Source organism: Kineosporia corallincola, from assembly GCF_018499875.1.
Lineage (GTDB): Bacteria > Actinomycetota > Actinomycetes > Actinomycetales > Kineosporiaceae > Kineosporia > Kineosporia corallincola.
Map to the genome: position 1 here is coordinate 309,123 of NZ_JAHBAY010000001.1, position 17,364 is coordinate 326,486.

Sequence of the window (17,364 nt, forward strand, 5' to 3'; positions counted from 1 at the left end):
AGAGGTGCATGGGGGGATCTGCCCGGTTACGGGACGGTCCCTACTGCGGGCAACAGCGGGCAAACCGGGCGGTAATCCGGTGGAAATCTGAGCAGTTGCCCCAAGGGCTGTCGTGGTCAGGCAAAACAACAGTGGACGACGAGGAGCACTGCTCCTCGTCGTCCACTGTTGTTGCTCGCCGGGCTGTCGCCTAACGGTTTGCGAACGGGTTTGTTACCGGTGCTCGCGCCAGGCCCGCTCGAACGGCAGACGCCAGGCGTGCGGGGCGATGAGCTGGTGGATCGCGTTCGGGCCCCAGGTGCCGGCCGGGTACGGCTTGACCGGCGGCGGGTCTTCGAGCAGCGGGATGGACCGCTCCCAGAGACTCTCGATGCCCTCGGCGGTGGTGAACAGCGTGTGGTCGCCGCGCATCGCGTCGAGGATCAGCCGCTCGTAGGCCTCCAGCACGTCACCGGCCCGCTCGGTCTCCTGGGTGGAGAACTGCATGGACAGCTTGTCGAGCTTCATGCCCGGGCCGGGCCGCTTGCCGTAGAACGACAGCGACACCTTGGAGGCGTCGGCCAGGTCGAAGGTGAGGTGGTCCGGACCGGCCGCGCCGACCCCGGAACCCTGCGGGAACATCGACTTCGGCGCCTCCTTGAAGGCGATCGAGATGATCCGCGCGCCCTCGGCCAGCCGCTTGCCGGTGCGCAGGTAGAAGGGCACGCCGGCCCAGCGCCAGTTGTCGATGCCGGCCCGCAGCGCGATGAACGTCTCGGTGTCGGAGTCGCGGGCCACGCCCTCCTCACCGCGGTAGCCGCTGTACTGACCACGCACCACGTCGCGCGGGTCGATCGGCAGCATCGAGCGGAAGACCTTGTTCTTCTCCTCGCTGATGGCCCGCGGCTCCAGCGCCGTGGGGGGCTCCATCGCGACGAACGCCATCACCTGGAACAGGTGGGTGACCACCATGTCCTTGTAGGCGCCGGTGCTCTCGTAGAAGTTGGCGCGGCCGCCCAGGCCGAGCGTCTCCGGGATGTCGATCTGGACGTGATCGATGAAGTTGCGGTTCCAGATCGGCTCGAACAGGCCGTTGGCGAAACGGAACGCCAGGATGTTCTGCGCCGCCTCCTTGCCCAGGAAGTGGTCGATCCGGAAGATCTGGCTCTCCCGGAACGTCTCGTGCACCTGGTCGTTGAGGATGATGGCCGACGTCAGGTCGGTGCCGAACGGCTTCTCCATCACCACCCGGGACTTCTCCACCAGCTTCGCGTCGCGCAGCATGGTGATGACGGCCAGGGCGGCCTTGGGCGGCACGCTCAGGTAGTGCAGGCGGCGCGCGTCCGGGCCGAGCTTGGACTCGGCCTCGGCCACCGCGGCGGCGAGCGCCTCGGGACCGGCGGACTGCGGCACGTAGCAGAGGTTCTTCGCGAAGGTGTCCCACTGCTCGGGCGTGAGCTTGTGGGAACCGAACTCTTCGGTGGCGGCCTGGGCGAAGGCGCGGAAGGCGTCGTCGCTCATGTCCTCGAGCGAGGTGCCGACCACGTGGATGTCCGGAGCCAGGGCGGAGGCGGCAAGGTGTGCCATGCCGGGCAGCAGCTTGCGGCGGGCGAGGTCGCCGGTCGCCCCGAACAGCACGATCACGTGTGGGGCGAGAGTCTCCTCACCCTTCCGCGACGGCCGTGACCCGGGGGCCGGGTAGGAAATCGTCTGGGGTGCTAGATCGGACACAGCTTCGATGATGGCATCACTGACCGCCGGGCGCGAAGGAGCCCGGGCGGACTTGCCAGGGGCGTCTGCCCTGGTGTTCACCGGTCGGTAGTCACCGGTCGGCCGACGGGTGCTCAGCCCGGTGGCAGAACGTGCCGATACCCAGGGCGAGATGACGATCGGTGATGCCAACGCCATGCGGACGTCCCGGGGCACCCCGGCGTCGCCCGATGCCGCGCGCCCGGCCGCCGACGGCCACGGCGCGGCCGCGGTGCCCGGCCAGTTCACCCCTCCGGACGCCCCGGCCCGGCTCTGGACGCCGGAGCAGGCCGAGCACGACCGGCTCGCCGACCTGCACGCCCTGAACCTGCTCGACACTGCTCCCGAGCAGGGCTTCGACGACCTGGTGCTGCTGGCGTCGAGGCTCACCGGCTGCCCGATCGCCCTCGTCACCCTGGTGGACGCACAGCGGCAGTGGTTCAAGGCGAAGGTCGGCACCGACCTGTGCTCGACCGACCGCGACATCGCCTTCTGCGAGCACGTGGTGCGGGGCCGGGCCGAGCTGGAGGTGCGCGACCTCCGGCTCGACCCGCGTTTCGCCAACAACCCGTTCGTCACCGGCCCGCCCTTCGCGGTGTTCTACGCCGGCTACCCGATCACCACCGCCACCGGCTCGATCCTCGGCACGATCTGCGTGATCGACACCACCGAGCGCTCGCTCGGCCTGGAGCAGCGCGAGCAGATGCGCGCCCTGGCCCGGCAGGTGTCCACCCAGCTGGAGCTGCGCCGGGTCACCATCGACCAGGCCCGCGAGATCGAGATGCGCACGGTGGCGCAGCGGCAGCTGGCCCGCTCCCGCAGCGAGTACCGGCTGCTGGCCGAGACCTCGGGCGACGTGATCGCCCGGTGCGGGCTGGACGGCCGGATCACCTACATCAGCCCTTCGGTGAGTTCCGTGCTGGGCGTGCTGGTCGACCTGGAGATCGGTGCCAACCTGCTGGCGCGGGTGCATCCGGACGACCGGCCACAGATGCAGGACGCGATCGAGAGCGTGCGGCTCGGCGACCTCCAGTCGGTCACCGTGCGGGTGCTCGCCGCGGACGGGCGCTGGCACTGGCTGGAGTGCACGCTGGCCCCGCTGTACGACCCGGAGAAGGGCGAGCTGGAGATCCACTGCTCGGCCCGGGAGGTCACCGAGCGGGTGGACGCGGCGCGCCGGATCGCCCGGTCGGAGGAACGTTTTCGCAGCATCTTCCACGGCTCGCCGATGGGCATCACGCTCACCGACACCGAGGGCCGGTTGATCTCCGCCAACCCGGCGATGTCGCGGTTGCTCGGGGTGCCGCAGGAGGAGCTGATCGGGCGGCTGCGCTCGGAGTTCGTGCACCCGGCCGACAACCGTCTGCACCCGGACGCGATGCGCGAGCTGATGAAGACACCCGGCTCCAGCCTGGAGGTGCTGGTCCGGTTCAAGCGGTACGACGGTGAGCTGGCCTGGGCCTCGGCCTGGCTCAGCTGGATCGACGAGGGCGACCCGGAACCGCACCTGCTGGCCCACGTCTTCGACATCACCGACCGGTACCGGGCCGAGGTGGCGCTGGCCGACAGCGAGGCCAACCTGGCCGCCATCAACCGGGTGACGCGGCGCATCCTGTCCGGCGAGGACGCCCGCACGGTGATCGTGAGCGCCCTGGTCGACATCGCCGGCGCGCAGGTGGCCAGCCTGTTCGAGCTCGGCGGCGCGGAGGAACTGGTCGCCACCGGCAGCTCGGACGCCAAGCTGCTCGGCACCTCCTACCCGTTCACCGAGATCCCGGTCACCGCCGCGGTCTGGCGTGAGGGTGAGCCGCTGTTCATCGAGCGGGCCGAGGACCACCCGCAGCTCAATCAACGGCTGGCCCGGATGATCGGGGCGAGATCGCTTCTCTACCAACCGGTTCTGAGCGGCGGCGAGGTGATCGCCCTGCTCTCGGTGAGCTGGGGGCAGGACGTCACCGAGCTCACCGACCGCCGCGTGCAGGCCGTGGCGCTGCTGGCCGACGAGGCCGCGTTCGCGCTGGAGCACGACGCCCTGCTGCGCCGCTACGAGGACCTGGCCGGCACCGACCAGCTGACCGGGCTGCCGAACCGGCGGTCGTGGGACGAGCGGCTTTCGGTGCTGATCGCGGCCGCGCGGCGCAACGGCGACCCGTTCGTGATCGCGGTGGCCGACGTGGACCGGTTCAAGGCCTACAACGACACGCACGGGCACCTGGAGGGGGACGTGCTGCTGCGCGAGGTGGCGCAGGCCGCCCGGGCGGAGCTGCGGACCGTGGACGTGGTGGCCCGCTGGGGCGGTGAGGAGTTCGCGATCGCGCTGCCCAGCTGTCGTGACGAGGACGCCCGGCAGGTGCTCGACCGGGTGCGGCTGGCGATGCCGCGCGGCCAGTCGATCAGCATCGGCTACTGCGAGTGGGACGCCGAGGCCACCGCGGAATCCCTGATGAACCGGGCGGACTCGGCCCTGTACGAGGCCAAGCGCAGCGGCCGGGACCGGGTGGTGTCGGTCACCGAGCTGCCCGCCCCCGAAACCTCCGACGGCGTCACCGAAGACTGATCGCGACCCGCTCCAGGGCGTCCATCGAGCCCTGCATGCCCTCCTCCATGCCCGAGCCGATGTGCGCGTCGCGGTGCGCGGCCTCGGTGTGCTCGATCAGCATGCTCAGCGTGCTGGTGTCGCCCTCGCCGGTGAAGGTGACGGTGTTGACCGAGTAGGCGTCGGGCATACCCTCGAACGTCTCGGTGCAGACGATCTTCTCGAGCTCGGCGATCTCGCGGAACTCGCCGTGGAAGCCGACCTCGAACCCCGGCCCGGCCGTCATCATCTGGCGCCAGGTGCCGCCCACCCGGAAGTCGGACTCGACCAGCGTGACCTCACCCTTCTCGCCGGCCCACCAGCGCCGGACCAGCTCCGGATCGGTGTAGGCCCGCCAGAGAGCGCTTTTCGGGGCGGCGAAGTCGCGGGTGATGAGGATGGTGGTGTCGCCCTGAAGCGTCACCACCGCCGTTCCGGTGCCGGGACTGGTCGTCATGGGTCCATCATGGCCGCTGATGCCGACGGCCCGGCTCCCCGAGCGGGAACCGGGCCGTCGGCGTGGCGCGCTCAGGCGGCGGGCAACTGCTGTGCACCGGCCTGCTCGACGCCCGGCTTGACCGAGATGCCGCTGTCGGTGAGCTGATTGCCCTGCACGTCGGTGATGCGGACGGTGCCGCCGCAGCCCTCACCGCTCGCTGAGAGGAAGTAGTTGTACATCTGCCGGTCGAGGGTGACCCAGCCGTTGTCGCCCTTCAGCTCGACCTTGCGGATCGGGTTGCGGTGGTTGCGCACCTGGATGCCGCACCACCACTGGGTGGAGCCCTCCTTGTACACGTACTTCACCGGCCCGGAGACGCTGGGGCTGACCATCTTCCAGGTGATGTCGATGCGGCCGGTGACCGGTTCGGCGAGCTCGGCGAAGGCCTCGGCGGAGAGGTCGATGTGCCCGGCCGCGCACTCCGGGCAGCGGTCGACGATCTTGACCCGCACCGTGTTGCCCTTGGGGCCGGTGACGTCGACGTAGGCACCGCAGGTCTGCGAACCGTCGTACTGCTGCTCGTTCATCGCGGCCACCATCAGGTCGCCGGTGGGCTCGTAGGAGCAGTTGCCCGCGCCGGTCGCGCCGTAGAACGTGGCGATGCCGTCGTAGGTCTTGCCGAACTGGACCTCGTCGTTCGCCGCGCTCGCCGCGGCCTTGGCGGTGGTGGAACCCGAACCGCCTGAGGACGACGAGGAACCCGTGGACTTCGTGGCGTCGGCCGAGGCGGCCTTCACCGGCTTGGTCTTCTCGGTGGAGTCGGCCTTCTCGGCCTTTTTCTCTTCGGGTTTCTTCTCTTTCTTCTTCGCCGTGGGAGTGGCCGACGGCGTGGCGGCCGGGCCGGAGTCCGGCGTCTCGGCCGGGCCCTGAGCCTCCTGCGCGATGGCGACGTCGGGGCGGGACAGCACCAGCGAGGCGTCGGCGGTGCTCGACGTGGACGACTGCGCGTAGAACACGCCCCCGGTCACGGCGATCACGGCGAACGCCACCAGGGCGGTGGCTGCACGGACATCCAGCTTCTTTCGCGACACGTTCGGTGATGCTCCTCGCGCGGTCGTCAGGCAGACCTTCTGCCCGGGTTAAGAGGAGAGCAGTTTTTGCGGCGAGCACCCAGCCGGTTCCCAGGAATCCTGGCTTACGTTGGTCGGCATGGAAGAGAACCGGGCCCGGCGCGTGGTCGACGCGCTGCGGGAACGAGGTGTCGACGCACGGATGGAGAAGGCTGGTGTGTACCAGTTCGGTCTCTGGATCAAGCTGCCCGGCGGGCGCGAGGCGATCTGGGACACGGACGGGTCGGCCGGCCTGGAGGCCCAGGTGATGCGGGACGGCGTGCTGGTCGGGTTCGTGCCCTCGATCCCCGGCTCCGACGGGTTCGACGAGGCTCAGGTGGTCGACGCGATCGCCCGCACGGACTACGACCAGCCGATCGCCACCCAGCGCCGCACCGCCCCCGCCCCGGCCGCGCCGCTATCCCCGCAGGGCGGCATCTTCCGGCGGTTCCTCGACGGGTTCCGCTACCGCGACTGAGCCCGCGGGCCCGGCCTGCCCGGCCTGCTTGAGCGATGGGCCGAGCGCTGGGCCGATCGGTCGGCAGAGCGACAAATGTCGGCCGGACGGCGACTTTGCGTCGTCCACCCGTACTACATTCGCATCGTGGGAACGGAGGGGGTGGAGCGCGGCACGGGCTCAGCCCCTGCCCGCCACCCGCTGCCCCCGCACCGGCCGGCGCCGCGCCGGGATGCGCACCTCGGCGATCCGCTGCTCACCCCAGGCCACGTCCTCGCACACCCAGTCCTCCAGCCGGTCGGCCAGGTAGTAGGCCACCTCGCCGAGCGTCTCCTCCGGGTCGGCCTCCGGGCCGAACCAGAAGGCGCCGTGCCAGGTGCGGCCGGCCGCCATGACGCGCAGCAGCAGTTCCTGTCCCGGTCCCTGGCCCAGCTCCATCCGTTCCAGCTCGCCCGGCCGGAGCACGGCCTCGAGAACCGGGAGCACCACGCGCTCGCGGACGTCGTCCAGGGCAGCCGGGTCGAACCGGTCGTCGACACCGGGGCCGCGCAGGGTGGGCATGCCCACAGGCTGGCAGCCCGGACCGGTCGCGACAACACTCCCGAGGTGAATCAACAGGTTCCAATGAGGGGATATCCCTCTTGTCCGAATCTGTTTGGGCCATCAGGGTGAATACGGTGAGCACGACGTCGATCGCTCAGACGTCGCAACAGCTTCCGGTTCCGCTGTCGCCGAGTCGGCAGTGGTCCCGCACCTTCGCGGTCACCGGTGCCCTCACCGCCCTCGGCGCCCTCCTGTTCGGCCCGCTGTGGCACGAGTACCCCCAGGTCGCCTCCGGCAGCATCCTGTTCACCGCGATGTTCAGCTGCGCCGGGGTGATCCTCTGGGACGAGGCCGGGCACCGTCGCACCGCCGTGCTGCTCATCCTGGCCGGGCAGTTCTGGGCGCTCGGCTGGAGCGAGGAGTGGGCCTTCGGGCCGATGCCGCTGGTCTCCGGCATCTCCAGCTACGTCGCGCTGTCGCTGGCCGCCTGGGCCCTGTTCCGCTACCCCGACCCGGCCCTGATGACCCGGCTGGAGCGGATCTTCCTGGCCCTGCTGGCCCTCGCGGCGATCGGCGGGATCGTGGCCGAGGACCTCACCATGGAACCGGAGTGGAAGGACTACGCGCCGGACAGCTGGTGGCTCACCCTCTCGTCCGACCACGCTCTGCACGACCGGATCGCCGAGAGCGTGCGCACCGCCCAGCTCGTCGTGATCGCGGTCTTCGTGCTGATGTGGATCGTCCGGATCCGCCGCACCCGCGGCCTGGACCGCGAGCTGCTGGCGCCGATGGCCGTGGCCTCCCCGCTGATCGCCGTCGCCGTCGCGGCGGTGCCGGTGGCCAAACTGCTCGGCCTGACCGGCGGTGCGATGGACCGGGTCTACGCCCTCCAGCCCGCCGTGCTCGCCGTGATCCCGCTGACCTTCCTGATCAGCGTGGTGCGGCGGAGGCTGGCCGACCACGCCGTGCTCACCCTGGTCCAGCAGGTGCAGCGTCGCCCCACCCCCGAGGCCGTGCAGACCGCGCTGCGCACGGCCTTGCGCGACGCCACCCTCCGGGTGCGCTACTGGGCGCCCGACCTCAACACCCACGTCGACGTGACCGGCGCCCCGGCCGGCCCGCCCGGCCCGGACGGGCCCGACGGCGACCGGCTCGTGCTGCCGGTGACCGCTCCCTCCGGCGGCCCGCTCGCCGTCATCGACGCCGACGCCGGGCTGCGCCGGCATCCGCAGGTGGTGGCGAACGCGCTCGCCGCCAGCGGGCTGGCGCTGGAGAACGCCCAGCTCCAGGCCGCCGTGCTGGGCCGGCTCAGCCAGGTGCGGGCCCTGCGCATGCAGGCCGTGCAGGCCGGGGTGGCCGAACGCCGCCGGGTGGAGCGCAATCTGCACGACAGCGCCCAGCAGCGGTTGCTGGCACTGCGCCTGGTGCTGGCCGCCTCGGACTCGCCCGAGCTCGGCACCGGCGCCCGCGACCGGCTGCACGAGATGAGCTCGGAGATCGCCCTGGCCCTGAACGAGCTGCGCGACCTGGCCCGGGGCATCCACCCGGCGGTGCTCAGCCAGGCCGGGCTGTCCGCGGCGATCGAGGCGGCGGCGCAGAAGCAGCCGTTGCTGCTGGTCGACGCCACCCTGCCCGCCGGGCGCTTCCCGGCGGCCACCGAGGAGACGGCCTACTACCTGATCTGCGCGGCTCTCAAGGGTGCGGCGGAGCAGTCGCCGGCGGCCTCCCGGGTCAGCATCCGCGGCCACGAGACCGACGGGGTGCTGACCATCGAGGTGGAGGACGACGCCCGCCGCCCGGCGCAGCTGCGGCTCGACGCCGAGCTGCCCGGCATGCTCGACCGGGTGCGTGCGCTCGGCGGCGACATCATGTTCTCCACGCTCTCGCGCGGCGGTTCCCTGATGGTCGCCGCGATTCCCTGCGCCTAGGGCGTGTACCAGGCCGGTCACGCACCCGTCACAGATTTCGGCGGGAGAGAACTCACTTCGTCACGGACAGCCCCCGGGAGCAGGAGATCCGTCCTGGATGAGGTCATTGCGTGACCGGAGTCAGATACTCTCTGCTGGTGTTCGGTGACTCCCGACGGACGAGAGCGGCGAATCAGGACATCAGGTAGATCAGCCGCGGGTGCGAGGTAATGGATTGTCAGCCAACACCATGGCCGCCAGGGTCTCCGGGCTAGCCCGGCGCTCCCCGGCGCCCGGCCACGGGCACGGGGACGGCGGCGACACCCCGCCCACCCGGCCCCGTCCGGTGCCGTGGCTCGGCGCACTGCTGGCCGGTGCCCTGGTGACGCTGCTGGCCTCGCTCGCGCTCGCCCCGCTGTGGACGTCGAACCCCGAACTGGCCGCTCCCACGGTCGCGTTCGCCGGGGCGCTGGTCGCGGCCGGCGTCATCCTCTCCCGCGAACCGGGCCAGCGCTCGCCCGGCCTGTCGCTGATGCTCGCGGGCTGTGTCTGGCCGCTGAGCTGGGTGGAGGAGATCAGCCGCGGGTCGTGGCACCTGGTCTCGTTCCTCGCCGCCCCGGCCACCCTGGTGCTCGCGGCCTGGGCCATCTTCGGCTACCCCGACCCGGAGTCGGTCGGCCGGTCGGAACGCCGCTTCCTGCTCGGGCTGACCGCCTGGATGCTGGCCGGGCGGGTTTTCGTCGTCCTCAGTTCCGACCTGACCGCCCACCGTGACGCGGGCACCGCATGGTGGCCGATGCTCCAGTCCGACCCGGGCCTGCACCGCTGGCTCGCCTATGTCTCCTCGGTCGGGGAGGTGTTGCTGGCCAGCGGTTTCCTGGTGATGTGGGTGCGGCGCAGCCGGCGCATCCGCGGGCTCGACCGCAAACTGATGCTGCCGGTGGTGGGAGCCGCGGCGTTCGCCGGCACGGCCAGCATGGGCGCCTCGCTGGCCCAGCTGATCGGCGTGCGCGGCGTGCTGCTCGACCAGATCCTCGTGGTGCAGACCATGCTGCTGCTGACCGTGCCGATCGCGTTCGTGTTCGCCACCGTGCGCCGTCGTCTGGCCAGCGTGATGATCGCCGACCTGCTGCCCCGGCTGCGGATGGACCGCACCTCGGAGCGGCTCGAGAGCGCCTTCCGCCAGGTGCTCGACGACCCGGGCCTGGAGATCCACTACTGGGCCGCGGAGATCGGCGCCTATGTGGACCGGCACGGCGCCACCTCGGCCGACCCGGGCGGCGAGACCGGCGACCACGGGCTGCTGCTGCCGATCACCTCCACCAACGGTGCCCGGCTGGCGATGATCCGGGCCGACCAGGCGCTGTGGCGCTACCCCGACCTGGTGGAGGCGGCCGGCTCGGCGGCCGGGCTGGCGATCGAGAACGCCCGGCTCCAGGTGGAGGCCCGGGCGCAGCTGGAGCTGGTGCGGGCCTCGCACGCCCGCATCGTGGCGGCGCAGCTGGCCGAGCGGCAGGCGCTGGAGAAAGACCTGGACGACGGCGCGCTGCGCCGGGTGCAGGAGCTGCTCGCGCGGATCGAGGGGCCGGGCACGCCGCCCGGCCTGGAAGACACCGTTGCCTATGCCGCCGAGCAACTGCGCCTGACCGTGGCCGAGCTGCGCGAGATCGCGGCCGGGCTGCACCCCTCGATCCTCGACCAGGTCGGGCTGGCCGAGGCGGTGCGCCGGATCGGCGCCGCTCAGCCGGTCACCGTCGACGTCGACCTGCCCGAGCAGGGGCTGCCGATGCCGGCCCAGGTGGCCGGTTACTTCGTGGCGGCCGAGGCGATCACCAACGCGGTGCGGCACGCGCAGGCCTCCCGCATCGACGTGCGCGGCGCCGACACCGGGGGCACCCTGCGGCTGACGATCGAGGACGACGGGCGCGGCGGCGCCGACATCGGCTCGGGCACCGGCCTCAGCGGGCTCGGCGACCGGGTGCGCGCGGCCGGCGGCACGATCCACCTGGACAGCCCGCCGGGGGCGGGCACCACGCTGACGGCGGAGATCCCCTACCGATGAACCACCCGATGAGCCACCGATGAACGAGCTGAGGAGCCACACGTGCGGGTAGCGATCGCGGACGACTCCACCCTTTTCCGGGGCGGCCTGCGGCTGCTGCTCGGCCAGGTCGGTGTGGAGGTGTGTCTGGAGGCGGGCAACGCGGACGACCTGATCTCCGGACTCGCCGGGCTGCCCGGCCCGCGGCCCGAGGTGGTGATCCTCGACATCCGGATGCCCCCCACCTACACCCGCGAGGGGCTGACCGCCGCGGCGCGGATCCGCGAGAGCGATCCCGCAACCGGCGTGCTGATCCTTTCCACCTATGCCGAGACCACCTATGCCGCCGAGCTTTTCGCCAACGGCAGTGTCGGCCGCGGGTACATGCTGAAAGACCGGGTGGACGACGTGGGCACGCTGCACGACGCCCTGGTCCGGCTCGCGGCCGGGGAGTCGCTCGTGGACGCCACGCTGGTGGACAGCCTGATCGGGCACTCCCGGCGGCAGGACGCCCTGGCCGCGCTGACCGTGCGCGAGCGCCAGGTGCTGCGCCAGATGGCCGAGGGCCGCTCCAACGCCGGGGTCGCCGCGGTGCTCAACCTGAGTCACAAGACGGTCGAGAACTACGCCGCCAGCATCTTCGGAAAGCTCGACATCCCGGCGGGGTCCGACGACAACCGGCGGGTGCTGGCCGTGCTCTCCTGGCTGCGGGCGGGCACGACCTCCTCCTGAGCGTCACCTGCGCCACATACCCGTTCGGACGTTTGCGCAGGTGCGTGGGGGTGTGCCAGGCTCGGAGCGTTCCGGAGGGGAGTAGTCCGCGAACTCACGGTCGACATACTGAGGGCTCCGGCCCTCCGGTCGTGAGACCTGCCGCGTGGTCGGCAGGTGGACGAGACCTTTGGTCCCGACAGGTGAACGCACTCGTGCGTCTGCTTTCGGGATCAAGGCCGCCCCGAAAGCCGAGATCCCGCCTGTAGGCGCGGAAATGGCTGAGGAAACTATCGTGTGGCACTTCGTGTTGCTCATCGTCTGCGCGGTGGCGATCTATCTCTCGTGTGAGTGGTTCGTCAATGCCGTGGAATGGCTCGGCCAGCGGCTGAATGTCGGAAAGATGGCCGTGGGAACGATTCTCGCCGCCTTCGGCACGGCCCTGCCGGAATCCGTGGTCACCCTGGTGGCGGTCACCACCGGCGGCACCGAGGACGCGAAGGACATCGGCGTCGGCGCGGCGATGGGCGGCCCGCTGGCCCTGGCTACCGTGGCCTACGGCGTCACCGGCTTCATGCTGCTGTACCGTCGGCGCCTCCTGACCCGTGAACTGGTCACCGCCGGAGGCGGTTCCGGTGCGGAGGACCTCGGCGGCACCGCCGCGCTCGGCACGCCCGCGGACACCGCCCGGCTGGCCCGCGACCAGCGCTGGTTCCTCGGCGTGTTCGTGTTCAAGGTCGCCCTCGGCCTGGTCGCCTTCGCCGTCAAGCCCTGGCTCGGCCTGGTGTTCTTCGCCGTCTACGCGCTCTACTTCTGGAAGGAGATGAGCGGCGGCAACGACGGCCCGGGGGACGACGAGGACGAGCTGGAGCCGCTGAAGATCCAGCCCCGGGCGGAGTCCCCGGCCACCTGGGCGGTTCTGGCGCAGACCGCCGGCACGCTGGTGGTCATCTTCATCGCCTCGCAGCTGTTCGTGCACCAGCTCGACGCGATCGGCCCGATGCTGGGCCTGTCCGGCACGGTCACCGCACTGCTGCTCTCCCCGATCGCCACCGAGCTGCCGGAGATCATGAACGCGATCATCTGGGTGCGTCAGGGCAAGGTGAAACTGGCGCTGGCCAACATCTCCGGCGCGATGATGATCCAGGCCACGGTGCCCAGCGGCCTCGGTCTGCTGTTCACCGACTGGGATTTCGACGGCGCGCTCACCTGGTCGGGCGCCGTCACCATGGTCGCCATCGTCTACCTGCTCGTCACCATGGCCGCGCACCGTCTGACGCCCGCGAGGCTGGCCTTCGCCGGCGTGTTCTATCTGGTGTTCGCGATCGGCCTGGTGCCGATCCTGAGCTGAGAAATCGAGGACGACGAGGAGCTGCGCGTGAGCTCGTCGTCGTCCTCAATTTTTTTCAGGCCGGATCGGCCGAGCGCAGATGGGACAGCCGGCCCGCGACGTCCTCGCGGCCCGTGGCCCGGGCCTCCAGCATCGCGCGCTCGTGCACCGGCGGCGGGATCAGCGGGCCGAGCGGGCCCTGCATGGTGTGCACCAGGGCGTCCCAGTTGTGTTCCAGCGCCTGGGTGAGCGCCAGGACGGCCGCCATGTTCGGGTCGTTCGGGCGGCGGGCGACCTCCTGCTCGAGCAGCGCGTGCCCCTGCTGCGGGTCGCCGGTCAGGCTGAGCACGGCGCCGTGCAGTGCCAGGTCGATCTGTGTGCCCTCGGGCAGGGTCTGCATCACCTGGCGGGCCCGCTCGGCCTGGTTGCGCCAGAGCATGTCGACGATCACGGTCTCCGGCGACTGCGGGGCCCGGGACCGGGGCTGGCCGTCGGAACCCACCGGCAGGTCACGCGACAGGTCGCGCAGCGTCATGAAGTTCTGCGCGGCGAAGAGCACCAGGAACGCCGACAGGAACAGGCCGCCCGCCATCCAGTACCAGACACCGACGGCGGCCAGCGCGGCCACCACCATCGAGACGCCCGCGGCCCGGCGCAACCGGGTGACCGGGTCGCCGGGCAGGAACTCGCGCATCGCCTGGCCGCCGTCGAGCGGCAGGATCGGCAGCAGGTTGAGCACGCTCCAGCCGATCGTGGTGAAGATGCCGTAACGGAATGCGTACCAGAGCCATTCGCTGGTGACGCCGTCCGGCCAGACCGCGCTTTCGAGGAACATCAGGAAGATGCCGATCACCAGGCCGACCGCCGGGCCGGCCAGTGAGATCGCGATCGACCGGGCGCGGGAGAGCTGGTTCGGCGGGTCGAAACTGGTGACGCCGCCGAACCCGGCCAGCGCGATCTCCGGCTTCGCCCCGGTGGTGCGGGCGACCAGGGCGTGGCCGAGCTCGTGGGTGAGCACCGCGATCGGCGTGATGATCAGCCAGACCACCAGGCCGGTGAGCGAGTCCGGCGACGACATGTAGCCGAGCACGGCCATCACCACGAGGAAGGACACGTCGATGTGGGTGGGGAAGCCCAGCACCTTGCCCCGGAACAGGGCGCGGCCGCCCTCGACGGGCCCGCTGGTGGGACCGCTCAGGCTCATGCGCCGGCCCTCGATCGGTGGACGACGGTGGGGCGGGGACGATCGGTGCGTGTCACCGGTCCATCGTCTCCCGCGTGTGGCTCCTGACGCGAGTTGCCCCAGGGGATTCCCAGACAACTGTCAGCACGTCTGGTCAGTACGTGTAGAAGCCCTGCCCGGACTTGCGGCCCAGCTGCCCGGCCTCGACCATGCGGCGCAGCAGCGGTGGCGGGGCGAACAGCGGCTCCCGGAACTCCTCGTACAGCGACCGGGCCACGGCCGCCGTGGTGTCCAGGCCGATCAGGTCGGCCAGCCGCAGCGGGCCCTGCGGGTGGGCGGCGCCGCGCACCATGGCCTCGTCGATGTCCTCCGCGGTGGCGAACCCCGACTCCAGCATCCGGACCGCCGACAGCACGAACGGGATGAGCAGCGCGTTCACCACGAAACCCGCCCGGTCCGGGCTGCGGACGGCGTGCTTGCCGAGCACCTCCTCGGCGAACGCCCGGGTGCGTTCCACGGTCTCGTCGGAGGTGCCCAGGCCGGGCACGATCTCGACCAGCGAGAGCACCGGCACCGGGTTGAAGAAGTGCAGGCCGATCACCTGCGACGGGCGGCCGGTGGCCGCCGCCAGCCGGGTCACCGGGATCGACGAGGTGTTCGAGGCCAGGATCGCGTCGGCCGCGGTGACCACCGAGTCCAGGCGGGTGAACAGCCCGGTCTTCAGCGCCTCGTCCTCGACGATCGCCTCGATCACCAGCTCACGGTCGGCCAGCGCGTCCAGGTCGGCGATCACCGCGACCCGTTCCAGCACCTCTTCGGCGGACTCGATCTTGCCTCTGGCCTCGGCCTTCTCGAGCGAGGCCACCAGCCGGGCGTGCCCGGCCCGCACCCGCGGCAGGTCCGACTCCACCACCAGCACGTCCTGGCCGGCCCGGGCGCACACCTCGGCGATCCCCGAGCCCATCAGACCGCAACCGACCACACCGACCCGCATCCCCTGCATACCGTCCGGCCTCCGCATCATCGCGACCTACGTGTGCGGCGAGCCTAGGCCGCCGGGTGCGCAAACGGGAGAATCCCCGGCCGAGACGGGGGAGGCCGGGGATTCTCGCGTGCGCAGGTGCGGATCAGGCGGCGAACAGCATGCCGTGATGCAGGCGGTCGTGGATCGCCCGCAGGTGGGCCGCCTCGGCTGCCGGGAAGGGCCCGCCCACCAGGTCGCAGGTCTCGCACGACATCATCGTGCCGACCTCGGAGCCGTTGGGGGACAGGGGGTTTGAGCTGGTGGTCGCAGCGGCCAACATAACGTCAGTGTTCATGGCAAGCTCCCGAATTCCCGGTGCCGTTTACATGTACTTCACGGTAAACGTGCACGAGGTAATGCGATAGTCGATCAAGGTGTGACCGGACACTCGGGCTGCGCACATGGGCAGGCACTCGGCCGTGTGCTAAGCGTTCGCGGGCCCAACGTCGCAGGTCAGCCCATGAGTCGCTCGCGCAGGCCGGTGGCCCGGGCGGCGGGCCTGGTGATCGCCGTCCTCAATGCCTCTTCGGAACCGATCACCCGGACGTGCTCCCGGGCCCGGGTCACCGCCGTGTACAGGGTCTCCCGCGTGCACAACGACGAGGCCGCGGCCGGCAGCAGCACGCTGACCCGATCGAACTGGCTGCCCTGACTGCGGTGCACGGTCATCGCGTAGAGCGGGCGCACCGCGCCGAGCCGGGCCAGCGGCACCGGGATCGGGTCGCCGCCCCGGCCGAAAACCGCCAGCAGAGAACCGTCTCCGGCCTGCACCACGACGCCGGTGTCGCCGTTGTAGAGGCCGGACTCGTAGTCGTTCGTGGTCACCAGCAGCGGCTCCCCGGCGTACCGGCCGTCGCCGCGCGGAACCACCGGATGGTCCTCGAAGATCCAGCCCGCGGCCAGGTCGCTCCACAGCTGCACGCCGCGCGGGCCACGCCGGTGGGTGCACAGCAGGCGGTGCCGCTCCAGCCCGGCCAGGGCGCCCACCCCGTCGCCGGCCGCGGCGGCGGCCATCACCTCGGCGGCGACCGAGCGGACCTCCGCCCGCACCGCCTCCACCTGCTCCGGACCGGCCCGCTCCTCGTCGGCCAGCTCGACGAACTCCACCACGTCGGACGCTGAGCGCAGCACGGCCACGGCCCGGTCGGCCTCGCCGTCCCGGATCGCCCCGGCCAGCGCGGCGATGTCGCCCCCGGCGGCGAACCGGCGGGTGGCCAGCAGGGTGCTGACGCCGTTGCGGAACCGGGCCGTCGGGGTGTCCACCACGGTGACGGGGGCGTCGGCGGTGTCCGAGGAGGGCAGCACCCGCGCCAGTGCGGCGGTGAAATTCGGTGTGCGGCGGCCCAATCGGGTGCGGTCGACCAGGTCGCCGAGCACCGCGCCGGCCTCCACCGAGGCCAGCTGGTCCGGGTCGCCGATCAGGATCAGCCGGGTGGCCGGGCGCAACGCCTCCAGCAGGCGGGCCATCAGGGTGAGCGACACCATCGAGCTCTCGTCCACGATGACCACCTCGTAGGGCAGCCGGTTGTTGCGGTCGTGGCGGAAACGGCTGCGGGCGTCGGGGCGCCAGCCGAGCAGCCGGTGCAGCGTGGTGGCGCGCAGGTCGTCACCCAGCCGCGCCTGGTCGGCGGTGGGCAGGTCGGCCGCCGACGAGCGCACCGCCTCGTGCAGCCGGGCCGCGGCCTTGCCGGTCGGGGCGGCCAGCGCGATCCGGTACTCCGGGTGCTGCTCACGCAGCAGGGCCAGCAGCCGCGACACGGTGGTGGTTTTGCCGGTGCCCGGACCACCGGCGAGCACGCCGACCCGGCTCAGCGCGCACACCGCGGCGGCGAGTTGCTGGTCGCCGTACTGCTTCTCGTCGAACAGCCGGGTCAGGCCGGCGGCCAGCACGGGCTCGTCCAGGTCGTCGGGGCGGGAGGCCGCCCGCAGCAGCAGCTCGGCGGCCACCGCCTGCTCCTGCTCCCAGTAGCGCGACAGCCACAGGCGGCTGCCGGTCATCCGCAGCGGCCCGGTGGTGAGTGGGCTGGCGGCACAGCGCCTGATCCATTCGGCCGGGTCGGGCCAATCGAGGACGACGAGGGGCCCGGGCGACTCCTCGCCGTCGTCCTCGTCGTCGGGGCTCGTGGTGGCCGCGGCGGTGGCCAGGTCGAGCACCACCGAACCGTGCCGCACCGAGCGCACCACCAGGGCGACGGCCAGCTGCACCGCCTCGTCCGGCTCGCCGCCCAGCGCTCCCAGCCGCCGGGCCACGTGCACGTCGGCGGCGGTCAGGATGCCGGCCCGGTTGAACGCGGCGAGCGGACCGGTCGCGGACACG

14 protein-coding genes are annotated in these 17,364 nt (G+C 71.5%); 6 read left to right on the forward strand and 8 right to left on the reverse strand.

Annotated features, from left to right (window positions below):
• Positions 1-213 precede the first annotated feature (213 nt).
• Positions 214-1,710 carry a glucose-6-phosphate dehydrogenase gene (zwf, locus tag KIH74_RS01410; protein WP_214153593.1) on the reverse strand — a complete coding sequence of 499 codons (1,497 nt, stop codon included), beginning with the start codon at positions 1,708-1,710 and terminating at the stop codon, positions 214-216.
• 151 nt (positions 1,711-1,861) lie between these two features.
• Here zwf and KIH74_RS01415 point away from each other — a divergent pair, with 151 nt between their 5' ends.
• On the forward strand, positions 1,862-4,285 hold the full coding sequence (locus tag KIH74_RS01415; RefSeq protein ID WP_214153594.1) for a sensor domain-containing diguanylate cyclase: 2,424 nt from the start codon (positions 1,862-1,864) through the stop codon (positions 4,283-4,285).
• Here KIH74_RS01415 and KIH74_RS01420 read toward each other — a convergent pair.
• Positions 4,272-4,760 carry an SRPBCC family protein gene (locus tag KIH74_RS01420; RefSeq protein ID WP_214153596.1) on the reverse strand — a complete coding sequence of 163 codons (489 nt, stop codon included), beginning with the start codon at positions 4,758-4,760 and terminating at the stop codon, positions 4,272-4,274. The two genes, KIH74_RS01415 and KIH74_RS01420, sit on opposite strands and share 14 nt — an antisense overlap.
• A 71-nt stretch (positions 4,761-4,831) precedes the next feature.
• Positions 4,832-5,833, reverse strand: a complete 1,002-nt coding sequence (locus KIH74_RS37415; protein ID WP_214153598.1) for an expansin EXLX1 family cellulose-binding protein — start codon at positions 5,831-5,833, stop codon at positions 4,832-4,834.
• A 118-nt stretch (positions 5,834-5,951) separates the two neighbouring features.
• On the opposite strand from KIH74_RS37415, the gene KIH74_RS01430 reads away from it, so the two are divergent.
• The gene (locus tag KIH74_RS01430) at positions 5,952-6,329 is read left to right on the forward strand and encodes a hypothetical protein (protein ID WP_214153600.1); all 378 of its coding nucleotides are present in this window, start codon (positions 5,952-5,954) and stop codon (positions 6,327-6,329) included.
• Between the two features lie 159 nt (positions 6,330-6,488).
• On the opposite strand, the gene KIH74_RS01435 is transcribed toward KIH74_RS01430, so the two are convergent.
• Positions 6,489-6,869 (reverse strand): hypothetical protein, encoded by a 381-nt coding sequence (locus KIH74_RS01435; protein ID WP_214153601.1) that lies wholly within the window; start codon positions 6,867-6,869, stop codon positions 6,489-6,491.
• Positions 6,870-6,985: 116 nt separating this feature from the next.
• Here KIH74_RS01435 and KIH74_RS38265 point away from each other — a divergent pair, with 116 nt between their 5' ends.
• The 4 genes from KIH74_RS38265 to KIH74_RS01455 all read left to right on the forward strand — a co-directional run bounded on the left by KIH74_RS38265 (position 6,986) and on the right by KIH74_RS01455 (position 12,861).
• The gene (locus tag KIH74_RS38265; protein ID WP_214153603.1) at positions 6,986-8,779 is read left to right on the forward strand and encodes a sensor histidine kinase; all 1,794 of its coding nucleotides are present in this window, start codon (positions 6,986-6,988) and stop codon (positions 8,777-8,779) included.
• Between the two features lie 214 nt (positions 8,780-8,993).
• Positions 8,994-10,820, forward strand: a complete 1,827-nt coding sequence (locus tag KIH74_RS01445; RefSeq protein ID WP_214153605.1) for a sensor histidine kinase — start codon at positions 8,994-8,996, stop codon at positions 10,818-10,820.
• 42 nt (positions 10,821-10,862) lie between these two features.
• Entirely contained in the window at positions 10,863-11,531 is a 669-nt protein-coding gene (locus tag KIH74_RS38270) for a response regulator transcription factor (RefSeq protein WP_214153612.1), read from the forward strand.
• A 256-nt stretch (positions 11,532-11,787) separates the two neighbouring features.
• The gene (locus tag KIH74_RS01455) at positions 11,788-12,861 is read left to right on the forward strand and encodes a sodium:calcium antiporter (RefSeq protein WP_214153615.1); all 1,074 of its coding nucleotides are present in this window, start codon (positions 11,788-11,790) and stop codon (positions 12,859-12,861) included.
• Positions 12,862-12,916: 55 nt separating this feature from the next.
• On the opposite strand, the gene KIH74_RS01460 is transcribed toward KIH74_RS01455, so the two are convergent.
• From KIH74_RS01460 to recD, 4 genes are all read right to left on the reverse strand, one after another.
• The gene (locus tag KIH74_RS01460; RefSeq protein ID WP_214153618.1) at positions 12,917-14,044 is read right to left on the reverse strand and encodes a metalloprotease; all 1,128 of its coding nucleotides are present in this window, start codon (positions 14,042-14,044) and stop codon (positions 12,917-12,919) included.
• Positions 14,045-14,177: 133 nt separating this feature from the next.
• Positions 14,178-15,026, reverse strand: a complete 849-nt coding sequence (locus tag KIH74_RS01465) for a 3-hydroxybutyryl-CoA dehydrogenase (protein WP_281417575.1) — start codon at positions 15,024-15,026, stop codon at positions 14,178-14,180.
• Positions 15,027-15,150: 124 nt separating this feature from the next.
• Positions 15,151-15,342 (reverse strand): hypothetical protein, encoded by a 192-nt coding sequence (locus KIH74_RS01470; protein WP_214153620.1) that lies wholly within the window; start codon positions 15,340-15,342, stop codon positions 15,151-15,153.
• A gap of 158 nt (positions 15,343-15,500) precedes the next feature.
• The gene (gene recD, locus KIH74_RS01475; RefSeq protein ID WP_443669977.1) at positions 15,501-17,363 is read right to left on the reverse strand and encodes an exodeoxyribonuclease V subunit alpha; all 1,863 of its coding nucleotides are present in this window, start codon (positions 17,361-17,363) and stop codon (positions 15,501-15,503) included.
• Position 17,364 lies beyond the last annotated feature (1 nt).

Coding starts and splice junctions, on each gene's coding strand:
- KIH74_RS01415 (WP_214153594.1), top strand. CDS start 1,862: ATGACGATCGGTGATGCCAACGCCATGCGGACGTCCCGGGGCACCCCG.
- KIH74_RS01420 (WP_214153596.1), bottom strand. CDS start 4,760: ATGACGACCAGTCCCGGCACCGGAACGGCGGTGGTGACGCTTCAGGGC.
- KIH74_RS01430 (WP_214153600.1), top strand. CDS start 5,952: ATGGAAGAGAACCGGGCCCGGCGCGTGGTCGACGCGCTGCGGGAACGA.
- KIH74_RS01435 (WP_214153601.1), bottom strand. CDS start 6,869: ATGCCCACCCTGCGCGGCCCCGGTGTCGACGACCGGTTCGACCCGGCT.
- KIH74_RS01455 (WP_214153615.1), top strand. CDS start 11,788: ATGGCTGAGGAAACTATCGTGTGGCACTTCGTGTTGCTCATCGTCTGC.
- KIH74_RS01460 (WP_214153618.1), bottom strand. CDS start 14,044: ATGAGCCTGAGCGGTCCCACCAGCGGGCCCGTCGAGGGCGGCCGCGCC.
- KIH74_RS01465 (WP_281417575.1), bottom strand. CDS start 15,026: ATGCAGGGGATGCGGGTCGGTGTGGTCGGTTGCGGTCTGATGGGCTCG.
- KIH74_RS01470 (WP_214153620.1), bottom strand. CDS start 15,342: ATGAACACTGACGTTATGTTGGCCGCTGCGACCACCAGCTCAAACCCC.